At 49.8% G+C, this 14,914-nt stretch carries 14 protein-coding genes and 1 other annotated feature; of the genes, 7 read left to right on the forward strand and 7 right to left on the reverse strand.

What is annotated here, in order from left to right; genetic code table 11:
- Nucleotides 1-46 precede the first annotated feature (46 nt).
- From AC14M5_RS01215 to hypE, 3 genes are read left to right on the forward strand one after another with little or no spacing between them, the layout of a single operon-like run.
- Complete coding sequence (locus tag AC14M5_RS01215) at nucleotides 47-280, forward strand: HypC/HybG/HupF family hydrogenase formation chaperone (protein WP_484027795.1); 234 nt, start codon at nucleotides 47-49, stop codon at nucleotides 278-280.
- A gap of 46 nt (nucleotides 281-326) precedes the next feature.
- On the forward strand, nucleotides 327-1,424 hold the full coding sequence (gene hypD / locus AC14M5_RS01220) for a hydrogenase formation protein HypD (protein WP_484027796.1): 1,098 nt from the start codon (nucleotides 327-329) through the stop codon (nucleotides 1,422-1,424).
- Complete coding sequence (hypE, locus tag AC14M5_RS01225) at nucleotides 1,417-2,469, forward strand: hydrogenase expression/formation protein HypE (RefSeq protein WP_484027797.1); 1,053 nt, start codon at nucleotides 1,417-1,419, stop codon at nucleotides 2,467-2,469. The genes hypD and hypE overlap by 8 nt, the downstream gene beginning before the upstream one ends.
- Nucleotides 2,470-2,612: 143 nt before the next feature.
- Here hypE and AC14M5_RS01230 read toward each other — a convergent pair whose 3' ends face one another.
- The gene (locus tag AC14M5_RS01230) at nucleotides 2,613-2,915 is read right to left on the reverse strand and encodes a GNAT family N-acetyltransferase (protein WP_484027798.1); all 303 of its coding nucleotides are present in this window, start codon (nucleotides 2,913-2,915) and stop codon (nucleotides 2,613-2,615) included.
- 8 nt (nucleotides 2,916-2,923) lie between these two features.
- Entirely contained in the window at nucleotides 2,924-3,817 is an 894-nt protein-coding gene (locus AC14M5_RS01235; RefSeq protein WP_484027799.1) for an arginase family protein, read from the reverse strand.
- Nucleotides 3,818-4,006: 189 nt separating this feature from the next.
- Between AC14M5_RS01235 and kamA the strand changes: the two genes are divergently transcribed.
- From kamA to AC14M5_RS01250, 3 genes are all read left to right on the forward strand, one after another.
- Complete coding sequence (gene kamA / locus AC14M5_RS01240; protein WP_484027800.1) at nucleotides 4,007-5,338, forward strand: lysine 2,3-aminomutase; 1,332 nt, start codon at nucleotides 4,007-4,009, stop codon at nucleotides 5,336-5,338.
- Nucleotides 5,339-5,416: 78 nt separating this feature from the next.
- The gene (locus AC14M5_RS01245) at nucleotides 5,417-6,046 is read left to right on the forward strand and encodes an NBR1-Ig-like domain-containing protein (RefSeq protein WP_484027801.1); all 630 of its coding nucleotides are present in this window, start codon (nucleotides 5,417-5,419) and stop codon (nucleotides 6,044-6,046) included.
- Between the two features lie 18 nt (nucleotides 6,047-6,064).
- Complete coding sequence (locus AC14M5_RS01250) at nucleotides 6,065-6,703, forward strand: NBR1-Ig-like domain-containing protein (RefSeq protein WP_484027802.1); 639 nt, start codon at nucleotides 6,065-6,067, stop codon at nucleotides 6,701-6,703.
- Between the two features lie 41 nt (nucleotides 6,704-6,744).
- On the opposite strand, the gene AC14M5_RS01255 is transcribed toward AC14M5_RS01250, so the two are convergent.
- From AC14M5_RS01255 to AC14M5_RS01275, 5 genes are all read right to left on the reverse strand, one after another.
- Entirely contained in the window at nucleotides 6,745-7,029 is a 285-nt protein-coding gene (locus tag AC14M5_RS01255) for a hypothetical protein (protein ID WP_484027803.1), read from the reverse strand.
- Between the two features lie 181 nt (nucleotides 7,030-7,210).
- Nucleotides 7,211-9,811 (reverse strand): phenylalanine--tRNA ligase subunit beta, encoded by a 2,601-nt coding sequence (locus AC14M5_RS01260; RefSeq protein WP_484027804.1) that lies wholly within the window; start codon nucleotides 9,809-9,811, stop codon nucleotides 7,211-7,213.
- Nucleotides 9,812-9,936: 125 nt separating this feature from the next.
- Nucleotides 9,937-10,995, reverse strand: a complete 1,059-nt coding sequence (pheS, locus tag AC14M5_RS01265; protein WP_484027805.1) for a phenylalanine--tRNA ligase subunit alpha — start codon at nucleotides 10,993-10,995, stop codon at nucleotides 9,937-9,939.
- Between the two features lie 146 nt (nucleotides 10,996-11,141).
- Nucleotides 11,142-11,399, reverse strand: a binding site (T-box leader).
- A gap of 95 nt (nucleotides 11,400-11,494) precedes the next feature.
- Complete coding sequence (locus tag AC14M5_RS01270) at nucleotides 11,495-12,268, reverse strand: class I SAM-dependent methyltransferase (protein WP_484027806.1); 774 nt, start codon at nucleotides 12,266-12,268, stop codon at nucleotides 11,495-11,497.
- A 270-nt stretch (nucleotides 12,269-12,538) separates the two neighbouring features.
- Complete coding sequence (locus tag AC14M5_RS01275) at nucleotides 12,539-13,297, reverse strand: GGDEF domain-containing protein (RefSeq protein WP_484027807.1); 759 nt, start codon at nucleotides 13,295-13,297, stop codon at nucleotides 12,539-12,541.
- Between the two features lie 41 nt (nucleotides 13,298-13,338).
- Between AC14M5_RS01275 and AC14M5_RS01280 the strand changes: the two genes are divergently transcribed.
- A complete protein-coding gene (locus tag AC14M5_RS01280; protein WP_484027808.1) occupies nucleotides 13,339-14,883 on the forward strand; it encodes a hypothetical protein in 1,545 nt (514 codons plus the stop codon).
- The last annotated feature ends 31 nt before the right edge of the window (nucleotides 14,884-14,914 follow it).

Consider the following 14,914-nt stretch of genomic DNA (forward strand, 5'->3'; position numbering starts at 1 on the left):
CAAAAAGCTTTGCGCTCTTGGTGTGCTTGGCGGTAAGGAGCATTGTATGTGCCTAGCCATTCCAGGAAAAATAACGGAGATCTACCAAAAAGATTCCCTTCGCATGGCAAAAATTGACTTTGGCGGAATCGCCAGGGAAATATGCCTTGCCTACACACCCGAAGCTAAAATTGGAGATTACGCCCTTATTCATGTTGGCTTTGCCATCAGCTTGATGGATGAAGATGAAGCAAAGGAAACCTTGAAGCTGATCAAAGATGTGGAAGAGTTTGAACTATAACCCGCTCTTTCGGGGCTAAGCCCTCGAAAGAGCAGAAACCCATAATATGAAATACCTCGATGAATACCGCGACCCCGCAAAAGTAAAATCTTTGCTGCATGAGATCGAATCCATCGTGACCCGAAACTGGGTCATCATGGAAATCTGCGGCGGGCAGACTCATGCTTTCCTGCATCACGGGCTGGATGCCATGCTTCCGCCACAAATTGAACTCGTGCATGGGCCAGGCTGTCCCGTGTGTGTCACATCACTCGAACAAATTGACCGTGCCATCGCGATTGCATCTCAACCCAACGTCATCTTCACATCTTATGGGGATATGCTGCGTGTGCCGGGTTCATCGAAGGATTTATTCGCTGTCCGTGCGGCGGGCGGGGATGTGCGCGTGGTTTATTCGCCATTGGAAGCTGTTCAAATTGCCGAGGCGAATCCCGATAAGCAGGTTGTCTTCTTTGCAATCGGGTTTGAGACGACTGCGCCTGCGAATGCGATGGCTGTGTTGCAGGCAAAGAATAAAAACATCAAGAATTTTTCAGTGCTGATATCGCACGTCCGTGTGCCGCCTGCGATGGAAGCGATTCTCAGTTCGAAGAAAAACCGTGTGCAGGCTTTTCTTGCGGCGGGTCATGTCTGTGCTGTGATGGGATTCCACGAATACCCGCCAGTTGCAGAGAAATATCATGTGCCGATCATAGTCACTGGCTTTGAGCCGATAGACTTGCTAAATGGTTTATGTGCGGCGGTTAAACAATTGGAATCAGGGAATGCCGTCGCGGAGAATCAGTATCAGCGGGCTGTCAAGCTTGAAGGAAATCAATCAGCTCAAAAGGCGATAAGAAGCGTCTTTGAACCTGTCGATAGAAAGTGGCGTGGTATCGGAGTCATCACACAAAGCGGCTGGGGTTTGAGTCCGCAATTCGCAGAGTTCGATGCAGAAAAAAGATTTGATGTGGAAAATATTTTTACGCAAGAGTCGTCATTGTGTATTGCAGGCGAAATTTTGCAGGGATTGAAAAAGCCTTTGCAATGCCCAGCCTTCGGAAAACAATGCACGCAACAGACGCCGCTCGGTGCGCCGATGGTTTCGGCGGAGGGCGCGTGCGCGGCATATTACAAATATCATCGGGATGTGGTTTATGGATGAGTTTGGTTTTGAAGGATATACCTGCCCGGTGCCGATCAGCCCAACAGAAACGGTAATCCTCGGTCACGGCTCCGGCGGGACATTGAGCCGTGATCTGCTGAATAGATTATTCCTGCCGAAATTGGGAAAAGCCGCTCCACGTGCATTGGATGATTCTGCTGTTGTGATAATGGATGGTCAACGCTATGCGCTCACAACGGACTCGCATGTTGTCTCGCCCTTGTTTTTCCCCGGTGGCGATATTGGACGATTGGCAATTTGTGGAACGGTGAACGATCTGGCAATGGTCGGCGCGACTCCGATTGCCCTTACTTGTGGATTCGTTTTGGAGGAAGGCTTGCCATTCGATGTGTTGCAGCGCGTGGTTAATTCAATGAAAGAAGCCGCAAAAGAAGCAGGGATTTATATCGCGGCAGGCGACACGAAAATTGTGCAAAAAGGCGGCGCGGACAAATTATTCATCAATACATCTGGAATTGGGAAAATAAATGAAGGGGTATGTATCTCTGGCGCAAATGCGAAAGACGGAGATGTAATTATTGTTTCAGGAACTATCGGAGATCATGGTATTGCTGTATTATCCACCCGTGAAAACCTGGGGTTTGAAACGACTCTTGAAAGTGATGTTGCCCCGTTAAACCACCTTGTAACTGCAATGATCGGTGCTGGTGAAACCCATGTTCTGCGTGACCCCACGCGCGGCGGACTCGCTACTTCACTTGTCGAAATTTCAGAGCAATCGAATGTTGTGATTCAAATTGACGAACAGGCTTTGCCGGTGAAGCCTGCTGTAAAAGCCGCCTGCGAAATGCTGGGGTTTGATCCAATGTTTGTGGCGAATGAAGGGAAGTTGGTCGCGTTCGTGAAAGAGGCTGATGCTGAAAAAATTCTGGATGTGATGAAGAAAACAAATTATGGCGGAGATGCCGCCATAATTGGGAGAGTGATCGGGGTCGGAAAATCTCAGGTGAGGATGCGAACTGCAATCGGGGGAACAAGATTGGTAGATATGTTGCCCGGGGAAATGCTGCCGAGAATTTGTTAATTTTCTTACACCACGAATCGTGATTCCCTGAGCGACACTGCGCCGCACTGCGTTTGTTGCAGTGCAGGTGTAGCGAAGGGTCTCTACGATAATGACAGAGATTCTTCGCTATCGCTCAGAATGACACTTCATAAGTTGACTTATTAATTCTCCTTATGCTTGGTCAATTCAACATATTGTGGATTCCTGCGGATATAAGCTGCGGCGTAGGCACACATGGGAATTACACGCAGGGATTTTCCCTTGGCATATTCGAGCGCGAACTGGGTTAGTTTGCCTGCCACACCATGTCCCCTCAAATCAGGGTGGACTCCCACGTGTGTGATGACAAAAGTATCTTCATCTTCAATATAGTCCAGTTTTGAAGGCAGATCGTTTATAAGCGTTTCAAAATGCTTTTCTGCCTCGTTATTTTTAATTTCGAGTCCTTCGAGATCGATTTCCATGATAGACCTTATTTCTGCTTTTCGCGCGCAATGACCGCGATATATTCCATGATGATCTTCAGACCTGCAAAGACTGTGGCTTCAGATGGGTCGAGTGGAGGCGCAATCTCTACAACATCCAAGCCGACCAGCGAAAGCCCTTGCATGGTTTTGAGCAGGGTCAATACGTCACGTGATGTGAGGCCGCCGAATTCAGGGATGCCCGTACCCGGCGCAGCGGATGGGTCGAGGCAGTCAATATCAAGTGAAATATGGATCGCATCGCAATCGTTGAGGATATTGCGAATGCTATCTCCCACTTTTCTCATGCCGCGTTCTGCCACATCTGCGGCGGTGTAAACGTGCACACCACCGTTTTCGATGATGTCAATTTCCTGATCTTCCCATGAGCGCAAGCCGACCATGCAAATGTCGTGAGGTTCGATGCCAAATTCGAGGCCGCGCCGCAATACACAGGCATGTGAAAGTTTTGAGCCGTCAAACGTATTGCACAGGTCGGGGTGGGCATCCACCCACAATACACCCAGGCGCTGGTTTTTGTATCGCTCGCGTTGTCCCTCAAGGATGGGAATGGTGACAGAATGATCGCCGCCCAAAAGAATAGGCATATTGCGTAGAGTCGCTACTCGTTGGCGCACCATGTTGAAGTCCGATTCGGGGCGGGTGATTGGGATATCCCCCAGATCGCAGACAGTTAAATCCTTCAATCGAGTCCTATCCTCGCTAAAAGGAGTCGCATGGCGTGACCAGAATCGCAGGCGCTCAGGGGCCAGGGCCGCACCTTTTCTTGCGCTGGCAAGCCCATCAAAAGGAATGCCGATCACACTGAAATCGGTTTGCTCGGGAGTAAGGTCTGGGCGGTGCAGGTCTCCCCATAATCCGTGAGTGCCTTCAAGGGTCATATTGGTCTCCTGTTTAACCCAATTGTACTCTCGAAAAATAAGCTCATTGACCCGCGTTCCGTTTGCTTTTACAATGATAATATGACCCTAATGTTCGCCGGCTTCTTTCGCCCCGACCATGACCCTCCACACAGGCTTTAGTCCGCGTGTTGTTTAACTTTAATGATTTAACTTTCGGAGGAAAAAACCATGCCTACCCCTATCATTTCCAAGCGTGCGCCGATCTACGCCGATGTTCCCGATGAAAAGTGGAACGATTGGCGTTGGCAGTTAAGCCACCGCTTGAATACTGCTGAAGATATAGAAAAAGTGATCCCGATCACCGACTCGGAACGAAAGGCATTGCAAACACAAGGCTTGTTTCGCGTGGATGTGACGCCCTACTTTATTTCGCTGATTGACCCTGATGACCCAAATGACCCCGTCCGCAAGCAGATCATTCCTGTGGCGGAGGAATTGAATGCCTTCACCGCGATGATGGAAGATTCACTTGCGGAAGACCGTCACTCTCCCGTGCCGGGGCTGGTTCACCGGTATCCTGACAGAGTGCTTATGCTGGTAACGACTCAATGCGCCTCGTACTGCCGTTATTGCACGCGCTCGCGCATCGTCGGTGACCCCGGCCAAACCTTCAACCGCCACGATTTTGAGATGCAGATCGAATATCTCAAACGCACACCGCAAGTACGTGACGTGCTGCTCTCCGGCGGTGACCCGCTGGTGCTGGCTCCAAAAATTCTCGAAGAACTGCTCACTCGTCTGCGCGAGATCCCACATATTGAGATCATACGCATCGGTTCGCGTGTGCCGGTCTTCATGCCCATGCGCATTACACAGGAACTGTGTGACATGCTCGCCAGGTTCCATCCGCTGTGGCTGAATATCCATGTGAACCACCCGAACGAAATTACAAAAGAACTCGCCGAGGCTTGTGACCGCATGAGCCGCGTGGGTATTCCTTTGGGTAACCAATCTGTGCTGCTGGCTGGCGTAAACGACTGTGTGCATATGCAGCGCGAACTTGTCCAGAAGCTGACCCGCATTCGTGTGCGCCCCTATTACTTGTATCAATGTGACCTGGTGGAAGGCTCCGGTCACTTCCGTACACCTGTCGCAAAAGGCATCGAGATCATCGAAGGCTTGCGCGGACATACTTCCGGGTACGCCGTCCCACAATTCATTGTGGATGCGCCCGGCGGAGGTGGTAAGATTCCTGTCATGCCGAACTACCTGTTGAGCATGTCAGACCACAAGGTCATTGTGCGAAACTATGAGGGCTTTGTAACCACTTACGAAGAGCCGACCGAGTACAAATCGCATGACCCGAAGACTTGCAAATTCTGCCAGAGCAAGCGCCCCGAACCTGGCCAGGCTGGTCTCACGGGCATGTTGGATGGCGAGCAGATGTTCATCAAGCCTGAAGGTTTCGATGAGCTTCACGAGCGCGGTGGTCTTCAACACCGTTTGAAAGATGAAAGCAAGTGGAAACCGCTCGGGATCGGCTCCGGCGAAACAGACTAGGATGAAGAGACCTGACAGGTTTCTACGAAGTCCCCGAAGGGGGAAAACCTGTCAGGTCTGCATAAAAAGGAGATTGATATGCGTAAAAATATGATTATTTTGGTCACCCTTGTTTTTCTGCTGACCGCCTGCCTGCCAGGCCAGGGTTCACAAGATCAAGATTTGGAATCACGGGTCAATACGGCCGTGGCGCAGACCATGCAAGCCAACGAGCAGATCGCAAATTCTGTGGAACAAACCGTTGCTGCACAAGCCCCGCTGGCAACACAAACTGCTGTTGATCAGGCAACTGAAACGCCTCTGACACCTCCCCAATTTACATTCACGCCGGTCTCGACTATTACGCCGCTCGTATTAAATCCCACGGCAACTTTCGTTCCTGCCGTCCAGCCATTATATGCCTGTAGCGTGGCTGTTCAGAAGCCTGCCAATTACACCGAAATTAAAAAAGGCGCAAAATTCGACATCAGGTGGACCATTGTCAATGTGGGTCAACGGCCCTGGCCTGCTGGTATTGACGTGAAGTATTCGAGCGGCACAAAAATGACGAACCCCAACCGGGTCGAGATTCCCAAGGAAATATTGCCGGGCCGCAAATATGTGGTCGATGTGGACGCAACTGCCCCAAGCAAGAAAGGCACCTATGCCATGTCCTGGGTTGTAGACGGCCCGATGTGTTACCCATCCGTCATCATTGTTGTCAAATAAAACTCCAGGGGAACGAAGATGATCCGGCGCAATACCAGGATATTTGCCTTTTTGGCGATCACAGCCGTGATGCTTGCATGCGTGCCAACACTTGTGCCTGCCCCTGCGCCTATTCCCACATTCGACCCGAAATCGATCGACACGATGATCGCTCTGACTGCCAATGCGGCGGCCACCCAAACTGCGCTTGTGCTGCCGCCCACGTTTACCCCCACGGTCACATCCCTGCCTACCAATACGCCCACTGGAACCGCCACACCCACCTTCCTCTTCCTGCTGCCCACCATTACAGTCCCACCGACGCTGGTTACACCGGGCAGTTCAGGCTTACAGTATGATTGCCAGGTTACTTCACAGGAACCTCCCAACGACAGCAAGTTCTCATCGAATGAGAAGTTTCAAATGATCTGGCATGTGGTGAACACAGGTACGAGTACCTGGTTTTCATCGGATACAGATTACCGTTATTCAAGCGGCGAAAAATTGCATACCGCATCGATCTATGACCTTCCCTCATCCGTTATATCCGGCGGCAAGGTTGATCTCACTGTCAGTATGGAGGCTCCCAAAGAAGCGGGGGATTATAAGACAAACTGGAGAATAAATATTGGGAAGAACGAGTTCTGCGCTCTCAGGCTGACCATTACCGTAAAATAAAAAAAATTCTCCGAGCAAAACTCGGAGAATTTTTTTCAAAACTACGAAGCAGGCGGAAGCGGTTCGTCGCTGGCTGGTGCAGGTAGGTCGCCTGGTTTCTTGCGGAGCAGGAAAAAGCCAGCCACAACCGGAACGAGGATAATAATAAAAGAAAGACAAAGAAGCGCATATCCTGCCGTTGGGGGCATGGGTTGTTCCACGCCGCCGAACTGGTAAGTTCCGTTTCCGGTGATGCCGCCAAACCCCATGATGCAGGTGAATAAACTGCAACAGGAACACAATAATGCAAGGACAACTGTAATGATCATGCTGGTATTCTTATTCATTCGTTTTTCTCCTTAAAAATTTTACTAGGTATTTCGTCGAAAATAATTTTACAACTTATTCCTGCTCTTTCGGGGGCTTAGCCCCCAAAAAGCCAAAGATACGTCCAAAAACTTTCGACCGACTACTTAGTATACAGAAATAAAAAATGGGACGCAAGTTCAAACCTGCATCCCATTGGTACTAACTTCTTAACTTTGCGCCAACTGTCTGTTCCAGTCGTTTGACGATCTTGTTGCGGATCGCGGCGGCATCGGCGTCGGTCATCGTTTTGTCTGATTGATAGGTGAGACTATACGCCAAAGACTTTTTCCCGGCGCCGATCTGATCACCTTTATAAACATCGAACAAGCGGACATCGGTGACGGTTCCTCCTCCTGTCTGCCTGATGAGGCTTTCAACAGCAGACGCTTCCACTGAATCATCCACGATGATGGCGATGTCCTCGTAAATGGGCGGAGTCTCGGGCACGGATTTAATGCCGTAGGTGGGATTCAATTTGCGCAGCAGGTCGAGGTCAAATTCTGTGACGATGACCGGTGACTCTCCGAACTCGAATTTCTCTTTCACCAGCGGATGCAATTCACCGAATACGCCCACCACTTGTCCGCTCACTTTGACTTGCGCGGCTTTGCCCGGGTGCAGGTATTGAGTGGATTCTGCCGCAGTGTAGGAAATATCAGTGAGGCGCAACCCACTCAAAAGGAGTTCGAGGCGTCCTTTCATATCGAAGAAGTCAAAAGCGGACGAGTCTTTCACGTCCCAGGCCGAGGCGAGACGGGCCCCGCTCATCACAATGGCAAGTTTGCGCGGCTCGAGGGGTAAATCATTTTTGTTGGGTTCAAAGACGGGACCGATTTCATATAGCGCAATAGATTCGGCGCGCGCATTTTTCTCTGCGATCTCAAGCACAGAAGTAAGCAGACTCTTTCGCAGAACACTGCGCTCAGGTGCAATTGGATTTGCAACGCGAACATAATTTTCGCTCGCGTTCAAACGTGCTTCGCGTTCGGGCGAGGTCATGCGATACGTGACAACCTCCTGCAAGCCAACTGCAACCAGCAAGTCACGCAGATGCTCTTCCCATTCATGAACGGGATTGCCGACCTGAGGCGGAAGCGCATCGGCCATAGTGGTGGTGGGAATGTTATCGTAGCCGTAACTGCGCGCGACTTCTTCGAGCACATCGGCCAGGCCGATAACGCCTTCATCGATATCCATGCGGTGAGAGGGAGCGGTAACCCGCAGGCCGTGCTTCATAATTTTGCATTTGAATTCGAGGCGGGTTAAGAGATCGGAGATCTGTTCAAGCGTGAGATCAATGCCAAGTAGTCTCTTAACATCCTGTGACGTAACATCCACAACTGAATCTTTAGGCTTGAGTGGATACTCATCCACTAGTCCGGGCGCGATGCTGCCGCCTGACCATTGAGCCATGTAATACAGGCCGAGCTTTACGCCCTGATCTGCCATGGCAGGATGCACGCCGCGCGAAAAACGGAATGATGCTTCAGATGGAAGATTATGCTGCTTGGCTGTGCGGCGAATGTTTATGAAATTCCACGCCGCGCCTTCGAGCAAAACATTGACCGTGCTCTTTCCACGCATGGTGATTTTTCCAACTGGCGTTTCACCTGGTTTTGTTTCGATGCCCTTCGCATCCAGCACTTCTTTTGAAGCATCGTACACTTCAGATTCAGAGCCGCCCATCACGCCTGCGAGCCCGAGTGACCCTTTTTTATCACTGACGAGGACGTTCATGGAGGTAAGTGTACGGTGGACTCCGTCCAACGTGGTGAGTTTTTCGCTATCTTTTGCGGCACGGGTGATGATTTTGATTTTCGCTTCGCCTGCTCGTTCTTTCAACACATCATAATCAAATGCGTGCAACGGCTCGCCAAGTTCGAGCATGGCATAGTTGGTTGCATCCACAATATTGTTGATGGGGCGTTGACCCGCAAGCTTAAGCCTGAGCTGAATATGATATGGACTAGGCTTGATCTCCACATTTCGAATTAATCCAGCTACGAAACGCGGATTGAGTTCAGGGTTGGTAATTTCGACCTCGACCAAATCTTCAACAGGGTCACCGGTTGTTTTGAGTTTAATGGTCTGCTTCTTTAGTTCGCGGCCTGTAAGCGCTGCTAGCTCACGGGCGATGCCGATCACATTTGCATTGCGTGCCATGTTGGGCAAAATGGAAATATCCAACACCGCGTCACCGATGTAATCGGCAAGCGGCATGCCCACAGGTGCATCGTCATCCAGGATGATGATGCCGTCGCTTTCGTCTGTGATGCCGAGTTCTTTTTCAGAACAGACCATCGAATACGAATCAACGCCGCGAATTTTTGCTCGTTTGAGAGTCATCAATTGCTGTCCCTCGGCGTGACCATCATATAGAGTCGAGCCTTCTTTGGCATAGGCAACCTTGATTGGCTTTTCGAGTTTGCCTGTGCCTTTCAAATGGAAGATATTCGGCGCGCCCGTCAGCACAACCTGCTCCTGTTGACCATCATACAAGTCAAGGAGAGTCAGACGGTCTGCGTTGGGATGCGGCTTCACCTCGCGGATTTCTGCCACGACAATCTTTTCACGATCCCATGCAATGCCGTTCGTTTTAAACTCGTGCTTCTCGCCTTCCTTATAGACAGGCATTTGAAGACCGGCATAAAGAATCTCATCTACTTCCAAGCCAGCTAATGTTAATTTACGAGCTATATCTTCAACAGATATGCCGTCGAGGTCAATGAAATCTTTCATCCATGATAGAGGTATTTTCATATTCGCTTCCTTATAAGAACTTAACCACGAAGAGCACTAAGGTCACAAAGGTTTAATGCTTTGTGTATTTAATGACTTGCTTTTGATTTTCCTTCGTGTACTTTGTGTCCTTTGTGTTTGAAAATCTAGAATTGCTCCAAAAATCTCACATCGTTACCCCAGAAGTAACGGATGTCGTTGATCTTGTTGCGCAGCATCAACTGGCGTTCGGGTCCCATGCCCCAGGCGAAACCTGAATACATTTTGGGGTCGTAACCGCCGTTTTGTAGAACAACGGGATGCACCATGCCGCAACCGAGGATTTCAAGCCAGCCTGAATTCTTGCAGACTTGGCATCCCTTGCCGCCGCAGACGAAACATTCCACGTCCACTTCGGCAGATGGTTCCGTGAATGGGAAGTACGAAGCGCGGAAGCGCAGCCTTGCGCCTTCACCGAACATACGGCGGACAAAGTCTGCAATCGTTCCCTTCAGATCAGCGAAGGTGATGTTCTTGCCAACGGCGAGTCCTTCCACTTGATTGAACTGAATCTCAGAGCGAGCCGTAATCTGTTCGTAACGGAAGCACATACCGGGTAGTGCGATGCGGATCGGCGGCGGGTTCTGCGGATTCGTCGCAGCGTATTCACGCATGGCGCGGATCTGCCCAGGCGATGTATGCGTCCGCATCAAGACCGGGTTATCGCCGCGATCTCCCGCCTCCACGAAAAATGTATCCTGCATATCGCGTGCGGGATGATGCGGCGGGAAATTGAGTAGTTGAAAATTCATCTCGTCAGTTTCAACTTCGCGCGATGTATAAACTTGAAAGCCCATTTCGGCGAGAATATCCAGCACGCGCCGCAACTGCTGCGTGGATGGATGCAGCCTGCCGATATGTTGAGTACGGCCAGGTAAAGTCACATCCAGTTTTTCTTCCTCGAGGGATTTCGCCAACGTGGCATTCTTGATCGCCTCGGCCCGTTCGGCCAAAGCGGATTCCAGCGCCACCTTCACACGGTTCGCTTCCGCGCCGATAACTGGTTTCTCCTCCTTTGAGAGTTTTCCAAACCCGGCAAAGACCTGCATCAATGGCGAACTGCGCCCAACATTTGCCACACGCCAAGCCTCAAGCGCGGCCTGGTCTTTTACGGATTGCAAAGACTCCAAAGCAGATTTTTCGATCTCGTTTAATTTATCTAGCATTCGTGCCTCCAAATTTTCTCGTCATTGCGAGGGCAATGTTCTTTTGCCCGAAGCAATCTCCAACTATGTATGAGATTGCTTCGTCGCGAAAAACAAGAACGCTCCTCGCAATGACGAAATGATACAAACAAAAACCTCCCGTCCACAATTGGGACGAGAGGGAGTTCTCGCGGTACCACCCAAGTTAGTCACACTCACCGTTTAAGGTTTGTGACTCGCTTTGTGCTGACTAGCATCAGCCTCTCGAATAACGTTGAGAAAACGGTTCAGACTAATAGGTTCACATTCACCTGAACGGCTCAAGAGGGAACTTCAACTGATTTCGGTCGAGTGCAATTTCACCATTTGCTTTGCACGTCTCTGGCGGCTTCTGCCAGCCTACTTTCCTCTGTCACTGCCTTTAAATTTGATTACCATAATTATCTGCGGAATCGGGGCGATGTCAAGGCTTGGATTCTATTCGAGTTGGCGCATCAGTTTTCAGATTAAGCAGGATGCGTTACTCAGCCTTAACGAGTTGATAAGACCAGTAAATCCGCTCGCCACTTACGAAGCTGTTGTAAATGCTGGTTCCCTCCACGGCAGCGAAAGTTTCCATCATGCGATGAAGAATTTTTGGAACCAATTTGTGCGCCAGGCTTCGATAACGTGCGCTGGTTTTTTGAAGAGCGCGGAGGACATCAGGCGTGATGTTGGTTTTTGATTTGACTTGAAAGCCTGCTTCCGCAATATCGCGGTCAAGTTGAGTGGATTGCGCAGGCGGGCGAAAATCAGCATAAAGCAGATGTCCGCCCGCACGAAGAACGCGATAGACCGATTTAAAGAAAGCATCTTGCCGAGGATAGCAATGAGATGCTTCAACGTTGATAACGGCATCAAAATGATCGTCAGGGAAATCAAGTGCCTGGGCATCGCCAACACGAAAATCGATTCCCAGCACACTATGTGTTTTGCGATTGCTTTCAATGGCCGTTGGGTTTTGGTCGATTGCAGTATATGTTTTGGGATGATGATAACGTTTGACGAATGAAGCACCACCGCCATGCCCGCAACTCACTTCTAGAACATTTTTCCCAGTTAAGTTCGCGCCGCTTGCAACATGATGATAAAGTTGAATGGCAGGGCGGTTGGGCTCATCTTGGGGTTTAAGAAAAATCGTCTCGCCCTCGGGCGGCCAATACCCATAATTCAAAAAGGTGACAGGGTCATTGCCAATACGGCTGCTGATATATTGATACCAAATTTTCCAGAATGTTTGTTGAATGGGTGGCATGATTATCCTCAATTCTAAAGGAGGGGCGCTTCAGCTAATTAACTTAAGTTGCTACCTTGAAATAAAAAGAAACGTGTCACCCTCCCGAAGGACATCGGGAAGATGTGAGGGAGCGTGCTCTTCGCGACTGAAGGGTCTCTTGCTCACGGTCTCAGAGATGCTCACCGCACGGGCGTACGGCGCAAGTGTCGGGGCAAGAGCGCCCCTCAGCATGACACAACGGGAGTATGGTAGCAACTTGGAGTAATTATCTGTGTAAGCTGCATACCGTCAAGTGCGCTGCGAATTGACCTGATTCCCGCCCTGATTCTTGGCTGAATAGAGTGAAAAATCCGCCTCCCGCAGGAGTTCATCCTCATTGTTTGTTGCATCCGAAAGCGATGCTGTTCCTGCGCTTACCCGAATCTTTATGATGTCATCCCCATATTGAAGCGGATTTTGGAGCAATGCATCGAGAATTCGCTCAAGACATTCCAAGGCACGCGGCGCATCCGTTTCGGGAAATAGAAATATAAACTCATCCCCGCCATATCTTGCAAAAACATCCGCCTCGCGAATATTATTCCCGCAGATCTGGCTGACATGCCTGAGGACGGCATCCCCGGCAAGATGTCCATGTCGATCATTGATCTGCTTGAAATCATCGAAATCTATCAAGGCAATCGAAAGCGGATGGTTATGTCGCCGTGCGCGTGAAAACTCCTGGGCCACCCGTTCAAAGAAATGTCTGCGGTTGTAAGCTTGAGTAAGTTCATCCGTGATGGTAAGCTGACGTAGACGCTCCTCAGCCAGGTCCAGTTTGTGAATGAGTTGGAAGTTCCTGCCTGAGAATATTGGCGCCAAGGTGGCCGGGATCAATGCGGCAAGCAGCAAACCGAGCAATGATAGTTCACCTTCTACAACATAAAGAGTGATCGCAGTAATTAAAACGGAAGTCATCACTGCAAGGAGAGTGATAACTCCTGTAACGCTTCGTACCCCATATCGACGGAGCAGGGTGCGCAATACGGGCTTGCCATGGTCGAACATGATGATCCAATTATAGGGTAAAAACGGATAGAATCGAAACCATGAATCGCAAACTCAACCTCCCCTCATTGTTGCTTATCACGGCCCTGTTATTTGGCGCGATCATTCGCTTTTATCCTGTTGCCTCAAACGGCTTCCCCCTCAACGACGGCGGCATGTTCTACACGATGATTCATGACCTGAAAGCCAACGGTTATGCCTTGTCGCAATTCACCACGTATAACCATGCGGATATTCCCTTTGCCTATCCGCCCTTGGGATTTTATATCGCCGCGCTTCTTTCCGCGCTCACACCTGATTCTGATCTATGGGTCTTGCTTTACATCCCAGCCTTGATCAACACCATCTCCATCCTTATCTTTTATCTATTTGCAAAAGAAACTCTAAACTCGCGTATATCCGCTTCACTGGCTGTACTGATCTTTGCGCTTTCGCCGCGTTCTTTTCTTTGGCAGGTAATGGGTGGAGGGATCACGCGTTCATTCGGCGCGTTGTTCATGATGCTTTTCTTTTATAAAGCCATACAATTATTTAAAAACTATAGCCACAAGGAACTTATCCTTACTATCCTCTTTGGCGCAGGCGCAGTGACGAGTCATCCGCAGACCGCTTTGCACGCGGCTCTGGGTGGCTTGCTGATCTTCATTTTTTACGGCTTCAACAAACGTGGATTCATTTCCGCTTTATTGTTAGGCCTGGGTGTGGCCTTAATCACCGCCCCCTGGTGGCTGACTGTGCTAACCCGTCACGGCTTGGATCCATTTATTTCTGCAGGCCAAACCAGCCAGCGGACACTTGCATCATATCTCGGCCTCCTTTATTTTGATGGGCTTGGAGATTACCTTTTTCTCCCCGTATTATTGCTTGCATTCATTGGTATATTCATCTCACTCAGAAAACGCGAATTCTTTTTGGTCACATGGATTGTGCTGGCCTATCTAATCGACCCGCGCGGTGGCGATGGCATTGCTTTGCTCGCGCTATCTATTCTGGCGGGTGCAGGCTTGCTAAAACTATCAGCATGGATTGGACGCTTGGACGGCGACCAGGCTGAAGTGGCGTTTATGAAGCCCGGTGTTCAAATCTTGTTATTTGTATTGACCATTTACTTCATCCTGACTGCCAGCATTTTTGATTTTCAACTGGTCAACACAAGTTTGAAAGCGGATGATCTTGCGATGATCGAGTGGGTGAATAAGAATGTGGAAATAGATAAGACTTTTTTGCTTGCAACAGGTCGCGAGTTTTCCATGTCTGACCCGCTGCAAGAATGGTTCCCCGCGTTGACGGGTCAATACAGCGTGACAACTATGCAGGGTTTGGAATGGACTCTGGGCGAAAACTTTTTCCCCTGGTATGCGCAATTGGTAAAGTTTCAACATTGCGCGGATATGAATTGTGTAAGTGAATGGTCAGCCCGCAATGGAGTGAACTATGACTATTTGGTTGTGATGATTCCCGCAGAAAATGATAATGGTGCATTGGCAAAGTCATTAAGAGACCTCGGCGTTTCCGTCCGTAGTTCGGCTTTGCATTTGTTAGTGTATGAGACCGAACGAGTATTGGTGTTTGAATTAAAGAGGTAATTATGTCGTTGCGAGGCGGCGCATTTCCGCC

It is taken from the genome of Candidatus Villigracilis sp. (assembly GCF_057083605.1).

Bases quoted from the DNA above. Each gene is read 5' to 3' on its own strand.
- AC14M5_RS01235 (WP_484027799.1), bottom strand. From the start codon at position 3,817: ATGACCCTTGAAGGCACTCACGGATTATGGGGAGACCTGCACCGCCCA.
- AC14M5_RS01215 (WP_484027795.1), top strand. From the start codon at position 47: ATGTGCCTAGCCATTCCAGGAAAAATAACGGAGATCTACCAAAAAGAT.
- AC14M5_RS01260 (WP_484027804.1), bottom strand. From the start codon at position 9,811: ATGAAAATACCTCTATCATGGATGAAAGATTTCATTGACCTCGACGGC.
- AC14M5_RS01280 (WP_484027808.1), top strand. From the start codon at position 13,339: ATGAATCGCAAACTCAACCTCCCCTCATTGTTGCTTATCACGGCCCTG.
- AC14M5_RS01275 (WP_484027807.1), bottom strand. From the start codon at position 13,297: ATGTTCGACCATGGCAAGCCCGTATTGCGCACCCTGCTCCGTCGATAT.
- hypD (WP_484027796.1), top strand. From the start codon at position 327: ATGAAATACCTCGATGAATACCGCGACCCCGCAAAAGTAAAATCTTTG.
- hypE (WP_484027797.1), top strand. From the start codon at position 1,417: ATGGATGAGTTTGGTTTTGAAGGATATACCTGCCCGGTGCCGATCAGC.
- AC14M5_RS01250 (WP_484027802.1), top strand. From the start codon at position 6,065: ATGATCCGGCGCAATACCAGGATATTTGCCTTTTTGGCGATCACAGCC.
- AC14M5_RS01270 (WP_484027806.1), bottom strand. From the start codon at position 12,268: ATGCCACCCATTCAACAAACATTCTGGAAAATTTGGTATCAATATATC.
- pheS (WP_484027805.1), bottom strand. From the start codon at position 10,995: ATGCTAGATAAATTAAACGAGATCGAAAAATCTGCTTTGGAGTCTTTG.
- AC14M5_RS01255 (WP_484027803.1), bottom strand. From the start codon at position 7,029: ATGAATAAGAATACCAGCATGATCATTACAGTTGTCCTTGCATTATTG.
- AC14M5_RS01230 (WP_484027798.1), bottom strand. From the start codon at position 2,915: ATGGAAATCGATCTCGAAGGACTCGAAATTAAAAATAACGAGGCAGAA.
- kamA (WP_484027800.1), top strand. From the start codon at position 4,007: ATGCCTACCCCTATCATTTCCAAGCGTGCGCCGATCTACGCCGATGTT.
- AC14M5_RS01245 (WP_484027801.1), top strand. From the start codon at position 5,417: ATGCGTAAAAATATGATTATTTTGGTCACCCTTGTTTTTCTGCTGACC.